The 23449-nt window shown below is 58.0% G+C and carries 21 protein-coding genes; 12 read left to right on the top strand and 9 right to left on the bottom strand.

From position 1 onward, the window contains the following. The first annotated feature begins 77 nt into the window (after positions 1–77). Positions 78–629, top strand: coding sequence for a c-type cytochrome (locus RBB82_RS05230; protein WP_433974065.1), 552 nt, complete (start codon positions 78–80; stop codon positions 627–629). Positions 630–705: 76 nt separating this feature from the next. Here the strand turns inward: RBB82_RS05230 and RBB82_RS05225 are convergent, their stop codons facing one another. Beyond that, positions 706–1839: a DUF481 domain-containing protein gene (locus RBB82_RS05225; RefSeq protein WP_433974064.1), complete on the bottom strand. Its 1134-nt coding sequence runs from the start codon at positions 1837–1839 to the stop codon at positions 706–708. Positions 1840–2465: 626 nt separating this feature from the next. Here RBB82_RS05225 and RBB82_RS05220 point away from each other — a divergent pair. The 3 genes from RBB82_RS05220 (at position 2466) to RBB82_RS05210 (ending at position 5870) form a co-directional block, all read left to right on the top strand. Then, positions 2466–3203 (top strand): GvpL/GvpF family gas vesicle protein, encoded by a 738-nt coding sequence (locus tag RBB82_RS05220; RefSeq protein ID WP_433974063.1) that lies wholly within the window; start codon positions 2466–2468, stop codon positions 3201–3203. Between the two features lie 243 nt (positions 3204–3446). Beyond that, positions 3447–5027, top strand: coding sequence for an OmpA family protein (locus RBB82_RS05215; RefSeq protein ID WP_433974062.1), 1581 nt, complete (start codon positions 3447–3449; stop codon positions 5025–5027). Between the two features lie 69 nt (positions 5028–5096). Then, complete coding sequence (locus RBB82_RS05210) at positions 5097–5870, top strand: SDR family NAD(P)-dependent oxidoreductase (protein WP_433974061.1); 774 nt, start codon at positions 5097–5099, stop codon at positions 5868–5870. Positions 5871–5899: 29 nt separating this feature from the next. On the opposite strand, the gene RBB82_RS05205 is transcribed toward RBB82_RS05210, so the two are convergent. Further along, positions 5900–6121 carry a hypothetical protein gene (locus RBB82_RS05205; protein WP_433974060.1) on the bottom strand — a complete coding sequence of 74 codons (222 nt, stop codon included), beginning with the start codon at positions 6119–6121 and terminating at the stop codon, positions 5900–5902. Between the two features lie 130 nt (positions 6122–6251). Between RBB82_RS05205 and RBB82_RS05200 the strand changes: the two genes are divergently transcribed. From RBB82_RS05200 to RBB82_RS05190, 3 genes are all read left to right on the top strand, one after another. Continuing rightward, positions 6252–7283 carry a zinc-dependent alcohol dehydrogenase family protein gene (locus RBB82_RS05200; protein ID WP_433974059.1) on the top strand — a complete coding sequence of 344 codons (1032 nt, stop codon included), beginning with the start codon at positions 6252–6254 and terminating at the stop codon, positions 7281–7283. A gap of 128 nt (positions 7284–7411) precedes the next feature. After that, positions 7412–8353, top strand: coding sequence for an ABC transporter ATP-binding protein (locus RBB82_RS05195; RefSeq protein WP_433974058.1), 942 nt, complete (start codon positions 7412–7414; stop codon positions 8351–8353). A 29-nt stretch (positions 8354–8382) separates the two neighbouring features. Beyond that, a complete protein-coding gene (locus tag RBB82_RS05190) occupies positions 8383–9255 on the top strand; it encodes an ABC transporter permease (RefSeq protein ID WP_433974057.1) in 873 nt (290 codons plus the stop codon). A gap of 10 nt (positions 9256–9265) precedes the next feature. Here RBB82_RS05190 and RBB82_RS05185 read toward each other — a convergent pair whose 3' ends face one another. The 4 genes from RBB82_RS05185 to RBB82_RS05170 are packed head-to-tail and all read right to left on the bottom strand — an operon-like array spanning position 9266 to position 12413. Beyond that, positions 9266–9874 (bottom strand): hypothetical protein, encoded by a 609-nt coding sequence (locus RBB82_RS05185; RefSeq protein ID WP_433974056.1) that lies wholly within the window; start codon positions 9872–9874, stop codon positions 9266–9268. A gap of 32 nt (positions 9875–9906) precedes the next feature. Beyond that, positions 9907–10914, bottom strand: coding sequence for a YpdA family putative bacillithiol disulfide reductase (locus tag RBB82_RS05180; RefSeq protein ID WP_433974055.1), 1008 nt, complete (start codon positions 10912–10914; stop codon positions 9907–9909). Positions 10915–10954: 40 nt separating this feature from the next. Further along, positions 10955–11662: a response regulator gene (locus RBB82_RS05175; RefSeq protein ID WP_433974054.1), complete on the bottom strand. Its 708-nt coding sequence runs from the start codon at positions 11660–11662 to the stop codon at positions 10955–10957. Further along, the gene (locus RBB82_RS05170; RefSeq protein WP_433974053.1) at positions 11646–12413 is read right to left on the bottom strand and encodes an Hpt domain-containing response regulator; all 768 of its coding nucleotides are present in this window, start codon (positions 12411–12413) and stop codon (positions 11646–11648) included. Before RBB82_RS05170 ends, RBB82_RS05175 begins: the two co-directional genes overlap by 17 nt. 80 nt (positions 12414–12493) lie before the next feature. Here RBB82_RS05170 and RBB82_RS05165 point away from each other — a divergent pair, with 80 nt between their 5' ends. After that, positions 12494–14404, top strand: a complete 1911-nt coding sequence (locus RBB82_RS05165; protein WP_433974052.1) for a DUF2339 domain-containing protein — start codon at positions 12494–12496, stop codon at positions 14402–14404. After that, positions 14401–15687 (top strand): DUF3999 family protein, encoded by a 1287-nt coding sequence (locus RBB82_RS05160; protein WP_433974051.1) that lies wholly within the window; start codon positions 14401–14403, stop codon positions 15685–15687. The genes RBB82_RS05165 and RBB82_RS05160 overlap by 4 nt, the downstream gene beginning before the upstream one ends. Before the next feature lie 36 nt (positions 15688–15723). Here RBB82_RS05160 and RBB82_RS05155 read toward each other — a convergent pair whose 3' ends face one another. Next, positions 15724–18423, bottom strand: a complete 2700-nt coding sequence (locus RBB82_RS05155; protein ID WP_433974050.1) for a DNA translocase FtsK — start codon at positions 18421–18423, stop codon at positions 15724–15726. 361 nt (positions 18424–18784) lie between these two features. Here RBB82_RS05155 and RBB82_RS05150 point away from each other — a divergent pair, with 361 nt between their 5' ends. Next, the gene (locus RBB82_RS05150; RefSeq protein WP_433974049.1) at positions 18785–19249 is read left to right on the top strand and encodes a PA2169 family four-helix-bundle protein; all 465 of its coding nucleotides are present in this window, start codon (positions 18785–18787) and stop codon (positions 19247–19249) included. A 113-nt stretch (positions 19250–19362) separates the two neighbouring features. Continuing rightward, the gene (locus tag RBB82_RS05145; RefSeq protein WP_433974048.1) at positions 19363–19722 is read left to right on the top strand and encodes a DoxX family protein; all 360 of its coding nucleotides are present in this window, start codon (positions 19363–19365) and stop codon (positions 19720–19722) included. A 339-nt stretch (positions 19723–20061) separates the two neighbouring features. Here RBB82_RS05145 and RBB82_RS05140 read toward each other — a convergent pair whose 3' ends face one another. Beyond that, positions 20062–20946, bottom strand: a complete 885-nt coding sequence (locus RBB82_RS05140) for an undecaprenyl-diphosphate phosphatase (protein ID WP_433974047.1) — start codon at positions 20944–20946, stop codon at positions 20062–20064. Positions 20947–21037: 91 nt separating this feature from the next. Continuing rightward, positions 21038–22075, bottom strand: a complete 1038-nt coding sequence (locus tag RBB82_RS05135) for a hypothetical protein (RefSeq protein WP_433974046.1) — start codon at positions 22073–22075, stop codon at positions 21038–21040. 216 nt (positions 22076–22291) lie between these two features. Between RBB82_RS05135 and RBB82_RS05130 the strand changes: the two genes are divergently transcribed. Beyond that, positions 22292–23446 carry a tetratricopeptide repeat protein gene (locus RBB82_RS05130; RefSeq protein WP_433974045.1) on the top strand — a complete coding sequence of 385 codons (1155 nt, stop codon included), beginning with the start codon at positions 22292–22294 and terminating at the stop codon, positions 23444–23446. Positions 23447–23449 lie beyond the last annotated feature (3 nt).

Raw genomic sequence — 23449 nt, 5'->3', positions numbered from 1 at the left:
GGAACACCATGCGGGCATCCCTTATTAGAACATCCGCCGCCCCCCAACGGCCCCTACCCCAAGGAGTTTCCCCCACGATGGCGAAAAAAAGCAGCAGCGGCGGCTTCGGCAAACTGTTTCTCGGCTTTCTTCTCGGTATTGTTACCGTTGCCGCTGGATTGTTTGCCTACCTCAAGTTCGGCCCGCTCCCGGTTGCCGTTACTGACTCGCCGCTTCCATTTGAGAAGCAGATCGTCTCGCTTCCACTGGGTGCGCGCATCGAGCGCGAGTCCAAAACCGCGCCATTCGGCATCAGTGAGGATGTATTTGAGTCAGGCGCTCACGTGTATCGCGCACAGTGTGCCAGCTGTCATGGCACGCCGGGTCATGATGCCGGCTTTGCAAAGCATATGTTCCCGACAGCTCCACAGCTTTGGAAGAGCCATCGTGAGGGCGTTGTCGGCGTGAGCGACGACGAGGCCGGCGAGACCTATTGGAAGGTGGCCAACGGCATCCGCCTCTCGGGCATGCCGTCGTACAAGCACATCCTGTCAGACACGCAGATGTGGCAGGTCAGCCTGCTCTTGAAGAACGCCGATAAAGAGCTTCCCGGCCCGGTCACCCAGATCCTCGGTTCCCCAACGCCGTAAGCCGAAGATCGCGCGCAGCAAAAATAGAGCGGTCTCGATCAACCGAATCGAGACCGCTTCTCATGTTTTGATACGACTACTTGAGTGTGTAAACAACGCCAGTCACAAACTGGAAGCTGTTGTTCTTGTAGCCAAAGGCCGGATTGCTGAGATAGTTATCCAGCACATCCAGGTTCAGGCTGAACCTCTTGTACGTCGGTATCTGGAGACCGGCTGCAAAGACGGCGGAGTAGATGCTGGGATCGTTCCACGATGGAATAAACGTACCGCTCTCAGTAAAGACAATCTTCGCGGGAAGATTGCGATGGTAGAGTTCGGTAAAGCTCGATCCGATCAGGTCTGTACTGGCTGTGGGGGGCACGAAGTTTTGTCTTTCATAGTGCAGATCGGCCTTTAGATCGAACTCCTGAACAGGCGTTTTAATCACCGTCCAGCCGATACCAGCACCATAGATCTGCTGGAAGTTCAGGCCTTGTGCGAAGTTGTGATCGAAGGACACTCCAACGAGACCATACACTCGTGGCGTGAAGTACTTATCGTGCTCGGCGTCCGCATGAAAGATGTTCGTCTTCGCCACAGAATCCGGCGTCGGCGGGTTGGTCTGCGGAATTGTGGGTTGGGTTATCTTGCCATAGGTCTCCAGCACGTCGATCGTGTCGCGGGTCCGTGGAGGCAGGAAGTCCACCGTAGGTACCAGTCGTATCAGGTTCACCGCCGCGTTGAACGTCTGGCCCGTCGAGGACGACTCGACGAGGGTCACGCCGCCAGATAGGGCTCCGCTCCAGTTGGAGAAGGGGCCGGGGTTACTTACGACCTCCTTCGTATACGTCGCAGCGTCGATCAGGGCAGCGAGATCCTTCACCGGCACTACCTCTGGCGTACTTGACGACGGGGTATCGGCGACCGACACCGCATTATCTCCATAGGTCATCGCTCCCGGCGTCCTCGAGGTGCGCGTCACCTTCTCCCCGTTCTTCAGAGCGACAAACTTGCCCTGAGAGTGCAGTTCTTTGATCTTGTCTGCCGTAACCGTGATTTCGCCGACGATATCGCTTTTGAAGACAAACGAATTCCCAGTCGCGTTCTCCAGCGTTCCGGTCAACTGATCGCCATTACTGAACACAATCACATCGGGCCCTGGCTTCGCGGCAGGGGCCTGAGCCCATCCGGTTGCCGTCTGTTGAAAGAACACGCCTGAGATCAGGCTCAAAACAAACAGGCTGCTCCACTTACCTGGCCTGCGGACAGAGGTCGATTCATGGTTTGCATTCATCCGTTAAAAATAGCGTAGCTTGTGGGGTGTCGAGGATAAATATGCGGCCTATTGTTCGTGCCATCGGAAAAGTGTTGCGTCTCGTTGGGATCTCCAGTCCGGAGGACGCTATTCAGAGGCCTGCCGTTCCCTCAGGTGCGCCTTCATGGCGCACGCCGAGCCAGTTACCCGCCAAACGAGAAAAATCCTCTGGCTGACCTGAGCGGATAGGCTCAACCGGCATGCAACTCAATCGATTTAGGAGACGACTTTCAGGTGATTGTGTGCCATTGTCTTACCCTCGCCGACGATCTGGCCCACCCATCCAAATGTTTTTTGCGGGCGTAAGTCACCTGCTACCAAAACAGTGCACTTTCTGGCAAAGAAAGTGTTGCCAACGGTACTTCAATAGGCATACTATCCGTTTCGGTTCGGCGGAGTTCGCTGAAATTAGCGGGCTTCTCAGAACCAAAACCTATTGAAATGAAGAGTTCCCTCAAAATTTCCGTATCGGTTTGAGTTACATAACCAACTTCCTGATGGGGCGGTTAGACCCCTCAGCGCGCTCGGAAGGATAAAAGACTATGGCATGGTACGCATATTGCGTCGCAGAGAGACAAGCGTTTCCAGAACTTTGCCGCCACCGCCGCCCAATGCCCCTGGCCGGGGTTTCAGGGCTCTTCGGCAACCAAACATTTCTATTCCCAGCCAGTGACCTGGCTGTCATCGTGTCAGAACATAGCGAGGAGGACTCCTCCCGCCTTGACCAGCAAGCTGCCAAAGACCACGCCCGCGTCGTTGCTGACTGCTTCAAACTCTCAACCGTACTGCCTTTCCGCTTTGGGACCACCTTCCAGGACGATGACGCACTGCGGCGCTCGGTCCGCTCCAATCAGCGCCACTTTCAGGCCAACGTAGAACGTCTCCGCGGCAAAGCCGAGATGCACCTCAAGGTCCTCGTCGACGACATCTGCCCTGGGAACTCAGCTCGAGACATGACCGTCGGCCAGCAGTATCTGACCAGCCTTCGCGAGAGCGCCAGCCGCCAGCGCGAACGCCAGTCCAAGGCCCGTGCTCTCTCCATCCAGATGCATCGCATGTTCCTCCCGCTCGCCGAAGAGATCACCTGCAAGCGGATGGATACTGGCAAGATGCTGCTTGATATCGCCCACCTCATCGACAACAAGACGGTGGAGCGCTACCAGAACAAGTACACCTCGGCCACGCTTGAACTCAAAGACTGTCGTATGCAGCTCTCCGGCCCGTGGCCTCCGTATCACTTCGTCCATCGCACGACACCGGCTCACCAGCACAGCGCTTAGCGCAAATCCACGACTCCCCTCCGCTCGTTTGTTATGCCGCGCGGAGGGGAGCTTTGTTTTAACCTCATCGTGTAACAATTTTTCTTTCAGCAAGATAACTCCCCACCGCTTGACGCGAACAGCCCTACTTCGAGCCACTCTATCTGGACTACCTTTGTTCCTTTCGGCGCATCGCACCTAATAGCGATAGGCTAGGGACTAGTGCGTCCGTAGCTATCAGTTCGTACTTTCAGGAGAACGTGAATGAATCGTCCCATGAACTTCTTTACTGCCCTGATGCTTTCTGCTGGAATTTGCGGATCGACAGTGGCAGCGCTCAACGCCCAGGAGCCCAACCCCACGGCGCAGACGGCCCCACCCCAGGATACGGAGATCAAGAAGCAGGATGATGGCATCTATCTCTATCGCGTGAAGGTGGTTCAGCGAGACCTCGACGCCGTCAACTACCTGCACCGCAGCGCTGCCACGAATATTGCCTTCAAAGGCACTCCGCTTCTTCCCCTTGCGAAGGGGTCGGCCAGGGTCGTCAGCGAGCGCGGCGGCATTCGCATATCGGCCAGATTTCAGGGGCTCACCCCTGCCAATGGCTTCGGCCCCGAATATCTGACCTATGTTCTCTGGGCCATTACCCCAGACGGTCGCCCCAACAATCTTGGTGAAGTCCTTCCCTCGAACGATAAAAACAACATTGACGTGACTACCGCGCTGCAATCTTTCGGCATGATCGTTACGGCCGAGCCGTACTTTTCCGTGACCCAGCCGAGCGACGTCGTCGTCCTCCAGAACGTCATCATCAATGACAAGACCAACGGCGTTCTCGAAAAAGTAAATGCCCATTACTCTCTTCTGCCGCGTGGCGCCTACGCGCAGACTGACGGTGCGACTTCGAACCTGAACCCCATCACCAGGGATGAAAAATCGCCTCTCGAGCTCTACCAGGCGAATAACGCCATTCGCATCGCGCAGACTGCCGGAGCAGACAAATATGCCCCTGAGATCATGGCTGAAGCGACGCAGGATCTTCGCAACGCCACCGACATCGACCGCAACAAGAAGGGCGATCGTAAGCTCGAGATCACCTTTGCCCGTCAGGCTGTACAGCGTGCTGAAGACGCCCGTCTGGTCACCCTGCGCAAACAGGCGGCAGAGCGGCAGCAGAACGCAGATAACGCCCGTCGCGATGCTGAGGCCCAGGCTCAGCAGTCGCAGTTGCAGGCCCAACAGGCCCAGCTAGACGCCGAGCGAGCGCGTGCCGCGCAAGCCGAAGCCGACGCCGACCGAGCCCGTGCCGAAGCAGCCGCAGCCGAGGCCCAGGCGCGTGCCGCGAATGCCAACAAGAGCGCCGCTGACGCAAACGCCGTCCGCGAAAAGCTACGCAGTCAACTTAACAGCGTGCTGGCTACAAGCGAATCTGCCCGCGGCCTCATCGTCAACATGTCCGACGTCCTGTTTGACACTGGTCGATACACCCTGAAGCCCAACACCCAACTCAGCCTGGCCAAGGTCTCCGGAATACTGCAGGCTTACCCCGGTCTCAAGGTGCAGGTTGAAGGCTACACGGACAGTGTCGGAAGCGATCAATACAATCAGAAGCTCTCGGAGAACCGCGCCGATGCGGTTCGCGATTTCCTGATCACTCAGGGCGTCCAGACTGACAACATCACGGCGACCGGCTATGGGAAGTCGAAGCCAGTAGCGGACAACGCCACCGCGCAGGGCCGTTCGCAAAACCGTAGAGTCAACCTCGTCGTCTCTGGCGATGCCATCGGTGTCGAGCAGAGCAGCCCTGACGCCGCTCCTGCTGCGCCAGCGACTCCACAGTAGCCGCACTTCAAAACTCGAACGTCGAAGGGCCGCCTGTGCGGCTCTTCGTCTTTTTGGATATAAAAACCTATGGCATCTCTTCAGGGAAAGACCGTACTCATCACTGGCGCAAGCTCTGGTATTGGCAGAGCCACCGCGCTGGCCTTCGCGCAGGAGGGCGTCAGCCTGCTTCTGTGCGCCCGCAGGCTCGATCGTCTGGAAGAGCTTCAGCAAGCTCTTTCGGCAGCTGGCGCTGCTTCTGTCCATGTCTTCAAACTCGATGTTCAGCATCGCGCTGAGGTCGAATCAGCCATCAGCAACCTTCCAGCCGGCTTTCGCGATATTGACATCCTCGTCAACAACGCCGGGCTCAGCCGTGGCCTGGCCAAACTTTACGAAGACGACCCGCAAAACTGGGAGGAGATGATCGACACCAACGTCAAGGGGCTGCTCTATGTCACCCGTGCCGTCGTTCCTGGCATGGTCGCTCGCGGCCGCGGCCACGTCATCAATCTCGGTTCTACCGCCGCCTACATCACGTATGCAAACGGTGCCGTTTACTGCGCCAGCAAAGCCGCCGAAAAGGCCATCAGCGAGGGGCTCAAGATCGATCTGATGGGGACGCCGATCCGTGTCACGTCAATCGACGCTGGCATGGTCGAAACCGACTTCAGCAAAGTGCGTTTTCGCGGTGATGAAGAGAAGGCAGCGAAGATCTACCAGAACATTACTCCGCTGCAGCCAGAGGACGTCGCCGAAGCCATTGTCTGGGCCGCCAGCCGACCACCCCATGTCAATATTCACAACGTATTAATGACCACAATCGACCAGGCCAACTCGACGGTCTTCAACCGTCGTGGCTAGACAATCACCGCAATCGAAGGAGGCAGGCCCTAGAGGTGAATCGACCACCCTAACTCTGAGAGCTTCTCTTCGATATCGGCAAGCGCAACCGTCAATGCAGACCGCCGATGCGGGCTTGAAGTCCGCTCAGACAGAATGCGTTCCCGCTGCAACTCCAGCGCCTGTCGCCGCCGTTTCTGTTCCGCCACCTCGGCGCGATCATCCACGGTGACAGGTTTCGGAGCGGCAGCCTGATTTTGCTGTTCTTCCACGGATTTACTCTCCCATCCACGTGACATAACCTCATTCTACGCCGCAACGCAGCAATAAATGAATAGTTCGTGTCAGTTACGGCTACGTCCTGCATTCTGAATCGACCCGCATCTAATCGCCGGAGGCACCATGCGCGCATATCCCGTAACGCAATTCGGTCTCGATCACCTACAGCCGATCGAGCTTCCCACGCCCCAAACAAGCCCCGGAACTGTGCTGATCAAGGTCCACGCCGTCTCTCTCAACTACCGCGACCTCATGGTGGTGAAGGGCCTCTATAACCCCAGGATGGCCCTCCCCCGCATCCCGTGCTCCGACGGCGCCGGAGAGGTGGTCGCAGTCGGCGAGGGCGTCAGCCGGGTAAGGGTTGGCGACCGCGTCTGCGGCGTCTTCATGCAGCGCTGGCTCGACGGCGCACCCACGGCTGAGAAAACCAAAGCGGCCCTCGGTGGCGATGCCGACGGCATGCTCACCGAATACGCGCTTCTGCATGAGGACGGAGTCGTCCGGTTTCCCGAGCACCTCAGCTACGAGGAGGCTGCCACCCTCCCTTGTGCCGGCGTCACTGCGTGGAACGCTCTCCGCCACGCTGGCGACCCCGCGAATCCGACGCAGCCCGGTGAGACCGTAGTCATTCAGGGTACCGGCGGCGTCTCCATCTTTGCGTTGCAGTTTGGAAGGCTTCTCGGAGCCCGCGTCATTGGTACCTCGTCCAGCGAGGAGAAGCTGAAGCGAGCGCGCAGCCTCGGTCTCGACGAGGGCTGCAACTACAAGGAGCGCCCCGACTGGTCGAAGTGGGTCACCGAGACCACGTCCGGTAAGGGCGCAGACCGCATCATCGAAGTTGGCGGGGCCAACACCTTTGGCCAATCTTTGCGCGCAGCCCGTGTCGGCGGCACCATTGCCCAGATTGGCGTTCTATCCGGAGCATCGACCTCAGACCCCGTCGCCCTCACGCCAATCCTCCACAAAATGCTTCGCGTACAGGGTATCTACGTCGGCTCGCGCGCCATGTTCGAGCAGATGAATGACGCCATCGCAAAAGCCAGCCTGCATCCCGTCGTCGATAAGGTGTTCAACTTCGATCAAGCCGCTCAGGCCTTCGCTCATATGGAATCCGCTTCTCACTTCGGCAAAATTGTGATCCGCGTCACTCCGTAAAGTTGAAAATTCCATGACAGGAAATCTCGCAGTTTTTTTCAGCAGTGCGAATAGCTCAAAGTCTTCGCCATCAAAGGTTCGAGCGGCGGTGCATATAATCGAAGCTGTGCAGCAGGGGTGAATCCGCAGTGATTGTTGAGATTGAAAGCCTGCAAAAGGTATATGACGGCAAGCAGCGGGTCGTCGCCGTTGACGGCATCGACCTCAGCGTCCGCGAAGGCGAACTCTTCGGCCTTCTCGGCCCCAACGGAGCCGGTAAGACTACTACGATCAGCATCTGCACTACCCGCGCCCTGCCAACTTCAGGCCGAGTCCGTATCGCCGGAGTCGACGTTGTGAAGACTCCTGCGATCGCGCGACGATCCATCGGCGTTGTGCCTCAGTACAACACGCTCGACCGCGCCTGCACCATCTTCGAAAACATCAACTTCCACTGCCTTTACTTCGGCTTCTCCCGCGCGGAGGCCAAAGAGCGTACGAACCAGCTCCTGGGCCAGTTTCACCTTGCCGAACGCGCTGATGCATACCCGTCTCAGCTCTCCGGCGGCCTCGCGCAGCGTGTTCAGATCGCCCGCGCCATCGCTCATCGTCCAAAGGTCCTCTTCCTCGACGAGCCCAGCGCCGGCCTCGATCCTCAGAGTCGAATCGCCATGTGGGACGCCGTTCGCGGCCTGCGTGAAGAGGGGATTACTGTCGTTCTCACCACGCATTACATGGAAGAGGCCGACGAACTCTGCGACCGCGTCGCCATCATCGACCACGGCAAGATCCTCGTGCAGGACACCCCCACTGCCCTCAAAGGCTCGGTCGGCGCACAAAAAGTCTATGAACTCTTCCTGCGCAGCCACGAGAATATCCCGGCCCTGATCCATCAGCTTCAGCACCTCACCGGAGTGGCAAGCGCCGAATCCACTCCCAAAGGCGTCCGTGTCCTTGCTGAAGGCGCAGACGGACTTCTCTCTGACGTTGTCCGCGAGGCAAATCCATACGGCCTCCGCGATCTCACCATCACCGAAACCAGCCTCGAGACCGTCTTCATCCAACTCACCGGCCGCGATCTTCGCGAGTAGCGAATCAGACGTTAGGACCACCCCCTCCCATGACCCACCTCGCCGAAGTCGAAACTCCCGGAACGCAGTCAGCCAGCGGCGCACAAAGCCCGAAGCTTATGCAGTACGGCCGCGCCTTCGCTGGACTCTTCCTGCGCGATGTTTATGTCCTCCGACGCGAGTTCTTTCCCTTCGTCATCCGCGTCTGCATGAACCCGTTGCTCTTCCTCTTCGTCTTCACCTACGTCATCCCTCACATGAACGCCGGCGCCGCGATGAACCCAACGGGCGCCATGGCAGGAAATGCATTTTCGACGGTATTACTTCCCGGCCTTATGGCCGTCGCCATTATGTTCTCCGGCATCGCCGCCGTCGCACTTCCTCTCGCGCAGGAGTTCGGTATCACCCGCGAGATCGACGACCGCGTCATGTGTCCATTGCCCGTCCCATTCGTTGCCATCGAAAAAATCTGCTTCTCGGCTGTGCAGAGCGTCGTCGCAGCCTGCATTGTGTACCCTTTGGCCTATTACGTTCCGGCAACGCACCCCACAACTCACGTCGCTAGCTGGCCATTCCTCATCCTTGTCGTAGCTCTGGCCAGCCTCACAGCAGGAGCACTCGGCCTCACCATCGGCACGAGCGTCAAACCCCAGCAGATCGGCCTCATCTTCGGCGTGGTCGTCATTCCCATCACGTTTCTTGGCTGTGTCTACTACCCGTGGGCCGCGCTCACTCACATTCGCTGGCTTCAGGTCGGCGTGCTCATCAACCCCATCGTTTACATGAGCGAAGGCCTTCGCGCCGCTCTCACGCCGACGCTCCCCCACATGAATCCGTACCTCATCGTGACTATGCTGCTAGCGTCTCTCTGCCTCCTCACCTGGCTGGGCATCAAGGGGTTCCTCCGTCGCGTTATCGGCTAAGCACGAGGCATTAAAGGTGAGTTCTAATGCAGCTCGTATACTTGTTCAGAAACCGGTCGCGCAACACCGCATACTCTTCCATCGTCTTGAACCTTTTCGGGGGTTCCTGATTAAGAAAGTAAATCGTCACTACTGTACGAGTTACGTCGTCGAAGAGAAGATAAACGCCAAGCACACCACCTTCTCGCTTCGACCGATCCAAACCTTGAATTTCAAATCCGTTTAGTTTGGGTTTGAGCGCGTAATTTCGCGTGTTATCACCGCTGGCAAGAATGTACTCAAAGTTATCAACCAGAGCTGCTTTCGACTGACCATAGCCTTCCGCTGGAAGAAGCTCGACTTTGACGTTCGCATAGAAATCCTCGTCAGGGTATGCAAACATCACCCGTCTCCCCTCCGTCATCGACACGTCAAAAGAGCCATGCAAAGTCTGTACAGTGCGCGTCGTCACACCGGGTGCAAGGGGTGCGGTTTCGACTACCGCAGGACCTTCACCAATGCTGCAGCCTGTGTATCCAGCGAAGGCGTTCTTCTGCGCTTGTCCTAGTAGCAAAGAGCTTGATAGGCACATAGTTGCTCCGCAAACCACAGCTAACAAATCCCGACCGATCTGATTCATTACTGGTAACTCCACTTGAAACGGTATATAAACTAGGCAGCTACCAGCTTCCCGCGCAGGGCCTCGGCGATTTGCTGCCCATGAAACCGTCCATTCTCGATAAAGATCTCATTCGTCCGCTCACCGGCAACGATCACCCCAGCTAGATAAATCCCTGGAACGTTGCTCTCCAAGGTGGCGGGATCGCACATAGGGCAACGGTCGTTTGTCTCGTCCAGCTTCACGCCCAGCTGCTCGATAAAGCTGAAGTCAGGGTGGTATCCCGTCAGCGCAAACACAAACTGGTTTGCGATCGTCACAACACCTGACGGCGTCGACAGGGTCACCTCATCCTCGGAGATGTTGGTAACTGTACTGTCGAAGTAAGCCGTGATCTCGCCGTTCTTTACGCGGTTGTTGATGTCCGGCAGAATCCAATACTTCACATGCCGATGCATCGCCGCGCCACGGTGGACCAGAGTCACCTTCGCACCATGCCGCCACAGATCGAGCGCCGCGATTGCAGCAGAGTTTTTGCCGCCAATCACTACAACATCCAGCCCATAAAACGGATGTGGTTCATGATAGTAGTGCTTTACCTTGACGAGATCCTCACCAGGAATTCCCAGATAGTTTGGGAGATCGTAGTATCCAGTTGCGATCACTAGTTTGCGCGCACGATGCTTCAGTATCCGCCCGAATTGATCCATCGTATGAACGACAAAGTTTCCGTCGGAGCCATCCACGCGCTCGACCTTTTCATACTGACGAACGTCGAGCTTGTAGTATTCCGCGACCTTGCGGTAGTACTCGAGCGCCTCATTGCGATTGGGCTTCTGGTTCGGGCTGGAGAAGGGCATCCCACCGATCTCAAGCAGCTCCGGTGTCGTAAAAAACGTCATGTGCGCCGGGTAATGGAATAGCGAGTTACAGAGGCATCCCTTATCGACAAGCATTGCCGTAAATCCGGTGCGCTGCGCCTCAATCGCGCAGGCCAACCCCGTCGGGCCTGCTCCAATCACCAGTAAATCAACGATCTCTTCCGCCGCCCCGATGCTCATACCGTTCATTCTACTGAACGTCGGTGACCTAGATACGGTGTTAGCTCTCCAGCGTCACCAGCTTATGTGCGATTGCAAACAGAGCGAGCTCCAGACGCGTCGAAACCCCCGTCTTGTCGAAGATGTTCGACAGGTGCCGCTTCACCGTCTCTTCGCTGATTACAAACTGCTTTGCAACGTCCTTGTTGCTGCAACCTTCAACGATGCAGGTCACCACTTCGAGCTCCCTTGGCGTCAGGCCGTAGGTTTTGCGCTCCGGAACCGCCGCGGCTTTCTTCACCAACTCATTGAGCGCCGTTACAAGGTTCACAACGCGCTCGCCGCCAATCCAGTAGTCCCCGGAGAGTACTGCACGCAGCGAACGAGAGAGATCACCCGCAACAGCGTCCTTCAGCACAATTCCGCGGGCTCCAATCTGCAGCGCTTCAATGATCTGCTGGGTCGAGATCGTGCTCGTCAGCATGATGATCTTTACTCGCGGCGATTTGCTCATAATCGCGCGCAACGCCTCAAGGCCCGGCAACCGGGGCATCTGCAGATCGAGCAGCAGAATATCCGGCTCCAGCTCGAGCGTCTGCGTAATCGCGACGTCGCCATCCTCGGCCTCGCCAACGACTTCAAAACCCGGCTCACTCTCCAGCATGTTCTTCACGCCGAAGCGGACTACCGGATGATCGTCTGCCACAACGATACGGATGGGCGTTGCTGCAACGACAGCATTATCAGATTTTTTAACTGCTTCCTTCATTCCGCGTCTCTCCTCGCAAATCGTTGTCCCGATTATGGTTGATCCCGTGTGCGACCAGAATACGCCGCAGCCGTTCGCACGCCAGTATGAATTCATTGAGTGAAGCTATATGGTCATCACGCAAACCCCGCTCCTCCATTGATGTTGCAAGACGTTGCAGCTCGATCGCCCCAACCATCCCGCAACCTCCCTTGATCGCATGCGCCCCCTTTCTATACGCGCCATCGTCTCCATCAGATGCAGCCTGTCGCATCGCCGCGATTCTATTCTCCGCATCCGTCAAACAAAGCGCATACAACTGCTCCAGTCGCGGCTGCGGCATCGACCCTGCAAGCTTCTCATAAACAACCCCGCTGAGCACACTTTTGTCCTTACCGCCTGGATTGTCGCCCGCGGCACGTTTTCTTCCTGCGATCGCCTCTGCCAGTGTCTCCATCCCGAACGGCTTCAGCAGAAACCCATCAAACTCTTTCCCCGCCCCATCCTCCAACTCGCTTGCACTCATTCCGAGAACCAGAATCTCCGCGCCGCACAGATTGCGCACCTGCCTCGCGAGCGCATCCCCCGTCGTTCCAGGCATCTGCATGTCGGTCAAGACCACCCCTGGCCGCGGATGCATTGTCTGGAGATGTACCAACGCGGCATCACCTGAATCCACTGACTCAACCTCATACCCCTCAGCCTGGAGCAGCAGCCCCAGCACCTCCCGACTCACCTCATCGTCTTCAACAACCAGGATCCGAAGCGACATGCACTCTTCCTCAGCGCAAAGACTATCAACTGACTGCCTCCAGTTCCACTCCCTGACGCGATAGCGGTACAGTAGTTGGCATGGCCCCGGGGGATCAGCAGGACGAGCACGACCAAAAGCAGACCAATCAGCAAACACAAGCGGCCGCAGATTTAGCCGCCCTGGCCTCCCGCGTCGAAGCCCTGGAGCGGCAACTGGCCGAGTTGCGTGTCTCTTCCTCTGACAAATCCCGGCACCTTCCTCTCTCCCGCAAAGCCTCAACACCCGCCACAGACAACCGTGTAGCGCCAAACTTTTCCAGACATCTCCCCAAGATCGAAGGCTCCCTCGAAGATCGAATCGGATCCCAGCTATTCAGCCGCATCGGCATCGTCGCTCTGCTCATTGCGACGACTTTGTTTCTCAAGTGGGCGATCGACAACCACTACATCGGCCCCATCGGTCGCATTCTGGCCGGCCTCATCGCGGGTGCCGGGATCATCCTCTGGTCCGAGCGGTTCCGTCGCCAGAACTTCAATGCCTTCTCCTACGCATTGAAAGCAATCGGCAGCGGAGCTCTTTATCTCTCGCTCTGGGCGGCCTTCCAGCTCTACCATCTGTTGCCCGCCGAAGTCGCTCTTGGCGCCATGATCTTGGTCACCGCATGGAACGCCTACATGGCATGGTCGCAGAACAGCCAGATGCTCGCCGCCTATGCCCTCGCTGGCGGCTTCGCCACTCCGCTGCTACTCTCCACCGGCGGCAACCATGAGATATTCCTCTTCACCTACATCCTCTCCATCGACATCGCTACCGTCATTCTGGTCCGTCTCAAACCCTGGCACCGTCTCTTGCTCGGGGCGTTTCCCGCTACTGTCGCGTTCTTCATCGGGTGGTATGCCGAATGGTTCAACGTGTACAAAACGCCGAAGCCGCTTGCCACTACAACGATCTTTCTAGCGGCTTTCTTCCTGACATTCCTCGTCCCATCCCTTCGAGCCTCGCGAAGCGAAGGACCGGCGACTGCTCGCATACCCGAGATACTTCTCCCGCTGGCCAACGCCCTCTTCGCCGCTCTCGCGTTCTATGCGATCCTGCAGGACACCGGCAACCATGATCTCCAACCCTGGGTCGCGGTTCTCTTCGCCGCTCTTTACCTCGGCCTGATGCGCGTAGTCCAGCCTCAGGTCACCTCCGCAGTCCATCTCTCCCTCGCAATCGTCTTCCTCACCATTGCCATTCCCCTCAAAGCCAGCGGACGTTGGATCATCGTAGGCTGGCTCGCAGAAGGCGCTGCTCTTCTCTGGGTCGCAGCCCGTCTCACAGGGTCAACATCAGACGAAGCCGCTCTCAAGGCTCCGCGCCTTCTTCGCCGTCTCGCGATCGCAGCCCTAACACTCGGAATCTGCGGGCTCCTCGTCGAACCATTCTGGCTCGATGAGCGAATCAACACGGCCTTCCTCAATCTTCGCTTCGCGACTGCGCTCTTCGGCCTCGCTGCCCTCGGTATCTCAATCCTGATCGCACACCGGCCACTCAATCGTGACAACCATCACGACAAGTCCTTCCCTGGCTGGCTGCTCATCGCAGGGTCTTGTATCGTAGCCTTCAATTTCATCGCCATCCTGTCTTGTCTCCGCGAGCTTGACTCCGCATGGCGCGTCTCTGCAGGCAACCCTGAGGCCGATCTTCAAAAAGCTCTCGCGATCTCAGCCTTCCTTATGTTGTATGGAGCAGGTCTGCTCGCTATCGGTTTTTGGAAGCGCTCGTCCTTCATCCGTTGGCAGGCTCTCGTCCTTCTCGTCTTTACCATCGCCAAAGCCTTCCTCTACGATCTCCGCGATCTAAGCCAGGGCTATCGCGTTCTCAGCTTTCTCGGCCTTGGAGCGCTGCTCATGGCAGTCAGCTTCGCCTATCAAAAAGACTGGCTCGCCCTCCGCGATCCCCACCCAGCAATCGAACCCGGTAACCCCAGCCATTGCGATCCCAGTCACCAAGGAGCCGACCAGTGAAGTTCGCCATACTCCTAGCGCTTCTCCTCTGGCAGGCGGGCCCCGAGACCACCACCCCGCAGTATCTCCGTTATCAACGGATCGTCGCTCCCTCCGACCCAGGTCAAAACTGCGCCGTCATCGATCCTCAGCTCTTTCCGCACGCCGCCCCCTCCCTCAAAGACCTTCGCCTTTTCGGGGACAACCACGAAGTTCCTTACGCCATCACGCTCAGCGAACCTCAGCAGCCTGACAGTGACACCGCCACCATTCGCAATCTGGGCCTGCGCGGCCGCAAGATCGTCTTTGACCTCGAGATGCCGAATCGTCCCTACACCGAGATCGACCTCGCCCTCGCCGGCCACGACTTTCTGGCGACTGCCACTGTCTTCGGCACGCGCAATCCCAACTACTCAAACCAGACTCATCTCGGCGACTACACCCTCTTCGATCTCACCACCCAGCACCTCTCCCGCAACACCTCTATCCATCTGCAGGAGACCAGCCTCCCCTATCTCCACGTAGAACTCGCTATCTCTCCAGCAGCAGGCGCGAGCGCCAGCTCTCTAACACCTGAAGCGCTGCAAAAGCTGGTGCAGGGCGTCACCATCCCTCCCAGCCGCGAAGCCCAATCCATCTACACCACCGCGGCTCGCTCTGTCGTCACCCAGCGTGGCCGTCAAAGCATCGCCAGTTTCGCACTACCCGAGCGCATCCCAATCGAGCGAGTCTCGTTCGACCTGGCTCCTACCTACAAAGCCAACTTTAGTCGCGACGTACACATCACGGACCACCCCGACGGCACAGCTAACCCCGCCAGCTCAGCTAGTGAAACCCTCGTCGGCACGATCCTCCGCGTCCACCTAACCCAGGCCGGTCGCGAGATCCGTCAGGAGCAGCTCAGCATCCCCGCCACCCTCGGCTCCAACATGCAAAGCGAGGCGACCGTCCAGGTAGCTGTCGAAAATGGCGACGACACCCCACTCCCGATTACCGGCGTTCGGCTTGAGATGCGTCAACGCAAGATCTGCTTCGACGCTCCCAACGAAAGACCTCTGACTCTGTACTACGGCGACCCAGCCCTAACCGCGCCCCAGTATGACTATGCCCGCCTGTTCTCTTTATCGAGCGCAGTCCATACCGCACAGCTAGGCCGCGAGAGGCTGAACGTTCTCTACCATGACCGGCCCGACGCGCGTCCGCTCACCGAGCGTCGCCCGCATCTTCTCTGGATTATTCTCCTGGTCGTGATCTGCATCCTCGCGATCGTCGCCATTCGCAGTTCGAAGCACATCCACCACTAACAACGTCCTCGAATCAACCTCACGACACGAAACGAACTAACGGATCGCCGCATCCACCTCGCTGATCCAGTTCGGCGACTTCAATATCTCGCGTGGCTTCGACCCGTCTGCAGGCCCCACCAGACCATCGTTGTACATCATGTCGATCAGATGAGCCGCGCGGCCATATCCAATCCGCAGCCGACGTTGCAGCAGGGAAGTGCTCGCCTTTCCAAACTCGAACACCAAACGAACCGCATCGTCATAGAGCTCGTCGTTATTGTCCCCGTCAACTCCACCATCACCATCCTTGCCGGTGCCGGCATCTTCTTTCGGTCCTTCGAGGAATCCATGCACATACTCGGCCTCGCCCTGCGCCTTCCAAAATGCAGTGACCGCCGAAATCTCTTTCTCCGTAACAAAGGGCGCATGTACTCGCTGCACGCGGCTCGTTCCCGGCGGCAGATAGAGCATGTCTCCGCGCCCCAGAAGGCTCTCCGCGCCGTTCGAGTCGATGATCGTCCGTGAGTCCACCTTCGTCGCCAAGCGGAAGCTCATACGAGTCGGCACATTCGCCTTGATCAATCCAGTGATGACATCGACCGATGGCCGCTGCGTTGCCAGCACAAGGTGAATCCCCACCGCACGCGCCATCTGCGCCAGCCGCGTGATCGACTCTTCCACGTTCGCCCGATCGAGCATCATCAGATCGGCCAGCTCATCGATGATGATGATGATGTAAGGCAGCGGCTCCTGGTTCACATCCTCAAACAAATATTCGCTGCCATGATCGAACAACTTGTTGAACTGATCGATGTTTCGAACATGGTTCGCTGCCAGCAGTTTCAGACGCCGCTCCATCTCACGCACGGCATTTCGCAGCGCATTCGCCGCCAGCTTCGCCTCTGTAATGATTGGCGTAAACAGATGCGGAATCCCTTCGTACATCCCCAGTTCAACCCTCTTCGGGTCGACGAGGATCATCCTCACCTGCTCCGGCGTGCTCTTGAAGAGCACACTCATAATCATCGCGTTGATCGCGACCGACTTACCCGATCCCGTTGAGCCTGCAATCAGCACGTGCGGCATACTCGCCAGATCGGCAGTGACGATGCGCCCGTTGATGTCCTTGCCCAGCGCAATCGCCAGCCTGCTCTTCGACTGCGCAAAGCTCTCACACTCCACCACATCCCTCAACCAGATCGTCTCGCGCTCGTGGTTCGGCACCTGAATTCCTACCGTGCTCTTACCCGGCATCCGCTCAATCAGGATCGACTCCGCCGCCATCGCAAGACAGAGATCGTCGGCCAGCCCGGTAATGCGAGCAACCTTTACGCCAGCCTCCGGCTTGAACTCAAACGTCGTTACCACCGGCCCTGGATTGATCTGCGTCACCTGTCCATCCACGCCAAACTCAGCAGATTTTTCGACCAGCACCCGAGCCTCTTCGCGCAGCGCATCTTCGCGGACGATTGCGTGCTCTTCGTTCCGATAAAGCAGCGAAGAGGGTGGCAGCTTATATCCGCGTACACTCTTCGGCACAATCGTCACCGGCTTGATATCCGCATCCGCACGCTTGCCGAACGAGATACTCTCCGGCAGAGTGTGCAACGGAGCAGCAGGCGCCGCCGCAGGAGAAGCAAGCGCCGCAAACGAAGCTCTCGGCTCCTCTACTATCTTCTTTGGCGCCTTCATCGGAGCGGGAGCTTTCATTGAAATCGGCTCGCGCCACTCCTCTTCCTGCCGATCGTTTCCACCAAAATCACCGAAGTTCGACTCATCATCCAGCGCATGCACCGGAGCAGCCGCCTTCGCCAACACCTCAGCGAAGGGCGCCGCCGCTGCCGCTGCAGTACCGAACGCGGTTACAGGAGGAGCATCTACAAGCGTCCTTGGCATGGCCTGAAAGATCGAGCTCGGATGTCCATGAGCCGCAATGTCCTCCGGCGCAATTGAGATCGGCTGAACCCGTTTCTTCCTGCTTAACCATCCAAACAGCCCGCTCAGGAGCGTCGTAGTCTCGGGCTCCGGCTCAAGTCTCTTACGCTCTGCCTCTTCTGCCATCTCCCGAAGACGTCGAGCCTTCACATCCGCCTGCTCGCGCTTACTCCCATATGACTCTTCGATCGCTGCTTCCGCACCCGCGCGTTTGCTGCGTCGCTGCGACCACCACTCCCACAGCCGCTGCACGAAACCGAAGCGGATCGTCGCCCACTCCCGCGCCGTATTGAACGTAAACGTGGTCGCCAGATACAGCGACACCGACACCATCAGTGCCAGCACAATCGCCGCGCCCGGCAGATTGAGGTAATGCACCATAAAGTCCGCCAGCAGCCGGCCCGTCGTTCCTTCAATCGGCAGCGAACTCCGCCACAGCATTGTCCCCGGCAGCAACGCGATCGCCGCTGGTGCAAACACCACCCACATTCCCAACCCAATCGTCTTTGCGAGCGGAGATCCGGCTGGCCGCGACCGCATCCAGCAGACTCCGAGGCGTGCCAGCACCAGCGGAAGAAAAAATGCTGCAACCCCGATCAACTGAAGCGTCGCGTCGGCAAGATACGCCCCGACCATGCCCGTCCAGTTATGCGCGGGCCGCCCCGTAACATACTGCCCGACCGTATCGAACGAGGGGTCCGTGGGGGTGTAGCTGGCCAACGCCAGCAGCATCAGTCCTGCTCCCACCAGTATGACCATCCCGAGTATCTCGTTCAGGCGGTTGCGCGTCGGTGTCGAAACCAGTCTCAGGGTTTTCATTGGGGAGCCTTCATGGTTGAGGTGCGCACAGACTCACTCGCCCCGGAGCGCACAAATCCCGCACACCGGGCGATCCAAACTAAGTCCGCGAACCACCAGAGCATCTTCGATTATCCCAGTCGCCCAGACATAAATGTGTGGAAACTAAATTGGGGTACCCGAATACAAACCCACGGCAACTCTCTGCATCTACCTTTTTATATCCGCCGCCGGGCCAAATACCACCCGGCGGTCCTTAGAACCGGTTGGCGGGGGCGCGGGATTTTCGCGATTTCTCTTGCTTGCCGTCGGCAGAGGAGAATCGCGCTCAGCCGACGGACCCCGCCCCAACCGAACCCACTTCACCAAGATTGAGGATCCTATGTCCACAGATTCAGGCCGTCAGAACGAAATGAACCTCGCACTGAACTCCCTCATCAGCACCCTGCTCGACAGCCAAAAAGGCTTTGCCGACATCGGTGAGCGCCTCAAGGACGACACCCTGAAGCGGTACTTTCTCGCCGAATCTCTCAAACGCGCGAGCTTCCGCGGCGATCTCGAAGAGATCCTTCATCAGAACGGCGTCCACGACATCAAGGAATCCGGCACGACCGCAGGTACCCTCCACCGCGTCTGGGGAGACCTCAAGGCGAAGCTTGGAGGCGGCGATCACTCTTTGCTTGATACCGCAGAACAAGGCGAAGACGAAGCTAAGAAGGCATACGCCGACGCTCTCAATCAGGACCTTCCATTACCCGTTCGTCAATTGATCGCGGAGCAACAGGCTCATGTCCTCACCTCGCACGACTACGTGAAGAGCCATCGCGACGCACTCGTATCGAAATAGTCCAAGACACAATTAACGTTATGCGGCGGGCAGCAGGTTCATCCTGCTGCCCGTATATTTTGTTAATAACGACTCTGTAAGCAACGACGTCACGAAAGAGGGAACTGACAGCCATGATAGGGCGCACCATTCTGGCAGTTCTCTTCATCGCTGCGGGTTGTGTCCATCTCATCGCGCCGCAGGTCTATCTCAAGATCGTGCCGCCTTATCTGCCTGCGCACCTTCCCATTGTCTACATCAGCGGAGCGGCAGAGATTCTAGGGGGCCTCGGACTCCTCTTTGCATCTACGCGCCAAGCCGCCGCATGGGGGCTGATCGCACTCCTTATCGCCGTTCTTCCGGCCAACATCTACATGGCGACCGCCCATCTGTATGCACCGGGAATCATGGGTCAAAGCTGGGCTCAGTGGCTCCGTATACCGTTGCAACTCCCCCTCATCTATTGGGCCTGGTTGTACACCCGAGCGCAATAAACCGAAGTCTTCCTCAAAAACGCAAATATTTCGCAAAATGTGCCCTCCATGAGTGGCACCTTTTCGCCCACGCATACGCGTTATCTGATGAAAGGTTTTGTCCCAACGCCGAAACCAGCGGTCGGAAGGCGCGGATCTGTAAAGCCAACTGACTCAGCATTCACCGACTCGGAAAGTGCAGAGGGGACCTGCATCGGCTCACGAAACGAGCCGTGCAAACGAATCAACCGACGTCTGGGGAGAGACGTCGATTGACAGAAGGCTCCGCGGCTGGGCCGGTTGCCATGACCACGCCCACCGCGAAGCCCTTCTATCCAAAGCAATTCAATCACAAGCCGCTCAATACCCTGCGTGGTACAGCCCGAACACCACCACCGAAGCCACCAGGCAATAGATCCCAAACAGATACCAGCGTCCCTCTTCCAACCAACTGCTCAGCCACTTCAGAGCCACCAGCCCAGCGAGAAACGCAAAGACCGCCCCGAGCAGCCCCATCACCATGCTCCCGTGCAGGTCAATCGTAGTGCCAGCCGCCTGAGCAGCATGCGAAGCCTTCACCAGCCGCAAAATCTCACGCGCCACCGCCGGAGGAGTCAAAATCACGGCTAGCGCGAAGCTGAATCTCTCCGCACGCTCTTTACTCGCCCCGGTCAACATACCTGTCGAGATCGTCGCCCCCGAGCGCGAAAAACCACGGAACGGAAGGCACAATCCTTGGATTGCACCGATCCAACCCGCCTGCCGCATCGTCACGCTGTCGCCATAAACCTGCTCGTGCGCTCCCATGCGCCGCTTCTCCATCAGCCCCGCCAGCAAAATCAACAGCCCAGCCGCGGCCAACGCCGGAGCGATCAGATCCAGCCGCCCAAACAACAGCTCGATCTCCCCCTTGGATGCACCTTTGAACGCAGTCTTCTCGATCGCCTTGATAATCACTTCACCGATCACAGCCGTAAGCAGCGAAGCCCAGATCAGTCGGACCAGAAACCGTTTGAACGCATCGCCGCTCGAGAAATACGTCTTCTTCCACTGATTCCAGAAGTAAACAATTACGGCAAACATTGTGCCGGTATGCAGCATCACCAGCAGCAGTGTCATCTGTGGCGTAGTAGGGTCAAGCCCCAACAGTTTTTCGGCAACCACAACGTGAGCGGAACTGGAGACAGGCAACAACTCGGCCAGACCCTGCACGATGGCAAGGATGATCACATGAAAAATCGACATGCTTTTATCCTAAAGCGTCCGCATGTGTAAACGATAAATCGATCAAACGGAGTTCTGAGGAAGATACCCGCGCCAACCGTCGGTGCCCCCATCAATCCCGGTCGCTCCCATAGACCGGGATCCCCTGCGATACCCGAAACGCAATACTCGCGCCCCTCGCCGCAAAGTCCGACTTGGGATACCGCGTCTTCAGATCCTGCGCCAGCGCCTGCACTCTCCTCGCCGCTTCATCTGACCGCTTACGGTCCTCCTGCACCAGATACATCGTCACCGCGACACCTTGCCGGTAGACAGCGTTATACAGCGCCTCCGCCGCCTTCGGCCCATCCGGAAACTGTTGTGCATACTTCACATACAGCCCCGTCTCCATCTCCGGACACTTCGGCAGTCCCTGCCAATCCCCACACAGCTTGTTATCCAGCAGATCGTACGCCGCCCTTGCTGCATACTCGCTCCCCGGATACACCTTCTGCACCTTCTTCAGTTCTCCCTCATAGATTTGTGGACGAAGATAAGCCTCCTGCTCCTTCGCGCTCGGCAGCGAGCTGATGTCGGCCCTATCCAACTGCCACCGAATATCCGCCGATCTCCACGCCGCCTCTCCCGCCAGCGGCGAGCCTGGAAAATACTCCGCAACCCGCTTATAAAGCAGGTGCGCCTGGCCAGCAGCTCCCTTCGGCGCATGTGGCCGCTCCGCCTCATCCTCAAGATTCGCCGCCGTCCCGAACAAAATCACATCACCGCCCGTCGTAGCCGGCCCCAGGATCCCCTTATCCCGAATCCACCCCGAAGCTGGCGTCACATTCGCATCTTCACCAAACACCGGCTTGTTGCGATCGTCTTCATTCGCATCGTCGTTGATATCGGTGTTGGCAAAGACCTTCACCCAAGGTCCACTTCGCTCGACAATCACCACCTCATGCCCCGGCGTCACCAGCGAAATCTTCTGTGCATCCGCATCCGCCGCGACATAGACGTTCGCATCGTGCAGCACCGTCGCCCGCGCCGCCGTGGCATAATCCTGCGACTTCTTCTGCGCGCTTGCCTGCTCTACCGCAGCTGATCCCACCAGCAGCAAAGCCACCCCAACACCCATCCCCGAACACCGCCACACGATAGAGAGCCTCATAGACCTCATTTAGACGTGAAGAATCACTCGCCGAAAGCCAGTCTAAACTTTCGCCTGCAATCCTCACTAAATTCCATCAAATTTGCAGACGAGTAAGCCACAGGTTCGCGTCCCTATCCCCATCGGCATCAAACCCATAGACTGGAAGCAGTTCGAGAGAGGTACGACTGTTTTCTTGACCGCATTATGACAGTGCAAACAGAAGAATTTTCGAGCATGAAGCGAAGGCTGATCCTTCGCGACTCCCTCACCTTCCTGAGTCTTTTGCTCGTAACAGTGGTTCTGTTTCTCATCACTCTGTTTCTCTTTCGCTCCTTCGCCTCCCACCGCCAGGAACTTGCACAGCGCTGGTCCGCCCGAGGTCAGACATCTCTCAACGCGGGCAACCCAGATCAAGCTATCGTAGCCCTGCGAACAGCCCTGTTGTACGCGCCCGGCCGCCGTGACTGCGAGCTTCTCCTCGCCCAGGCACTCGGCGACGCTGGCCACACCGACGAATCCTACAACTACTATCTCGGCCTTTGGGAGACGGAACCCGGCAGCGGCCTCATCAATCGCAACCTCGCCCGCCTCGCTGCAAAGAAGAACGACACGCAGACCGCCGTCAACTACTACCGCGCCTCCATCTACGGCACCTGGGAGGGTGACGGCACGGTGCGTCGACGCGAAGTCCGTCTCGAGCTGTCCCGATACCTCCTCGCCCAACACAACCTCAGCAGTGCCCGGACGGAGTTGCTCATCGCCGGCGGCAACGCCCCGGACGACACGGCCATTGCCCTTACCCTCGCTCCGCTTCTTGAGCAGGCGAACGCTCCCCGCGACGCCCTGACCTACTACCAGAAGGCCCTTGCGCAAGATCCCAAGAACCAAACCGCTCTGGAAGCTACCGCCCGCCTCGAATACGAGTCCGGCCACTTCGAAGATGCGCACCGAATGATGGAGCAAGCCATTCGCGAGCACAAATCGGATGCCTCAAATCAGGAGCCCATCACACCCAGCGAGAAGGAGATGCTCGAAAACTCAACGCGCATCCTTGCCATCGCCCCGTTGAAGAAGCTGCCGAACGACGAACGAGTTGCGCGCATCCTCAAAGCCCGTGACCTTGCTAAAAGGCGCTTCGACACCTGCAACACCCAGCTCTCAACGGCCGGTAGCACATCCTCTCCACTACAAGATCTCCGAAAAAAATGGACGAGCAAAGAAGTCACGCTGACGCGGCCCGACCTGCTCAACGACCCAACCAAACAGGACGCAACCATGCTCCTCGTCTTCGACACCGAAATTCAGACCGCAAAGATTTGTGGCACACTCACCGGCGACGACGCGCTTTTGCTCCTGCTGGCCCAGACTCCCAATGCGTTGGAACCATAACGA

The organism is Tunturiibacter lichenicola (assembly GCF_051013355.1).
Classification (GTDB): Bacteria; Acidobacteriota; Terriglobia; order Terriglobales; family Acidobacteriaceae; genus Edaphobacter; species Edaphobacter lichenicola_F.
This window is presented reverse-complemented; position numbering and strand designations above follow the sequence as displayed.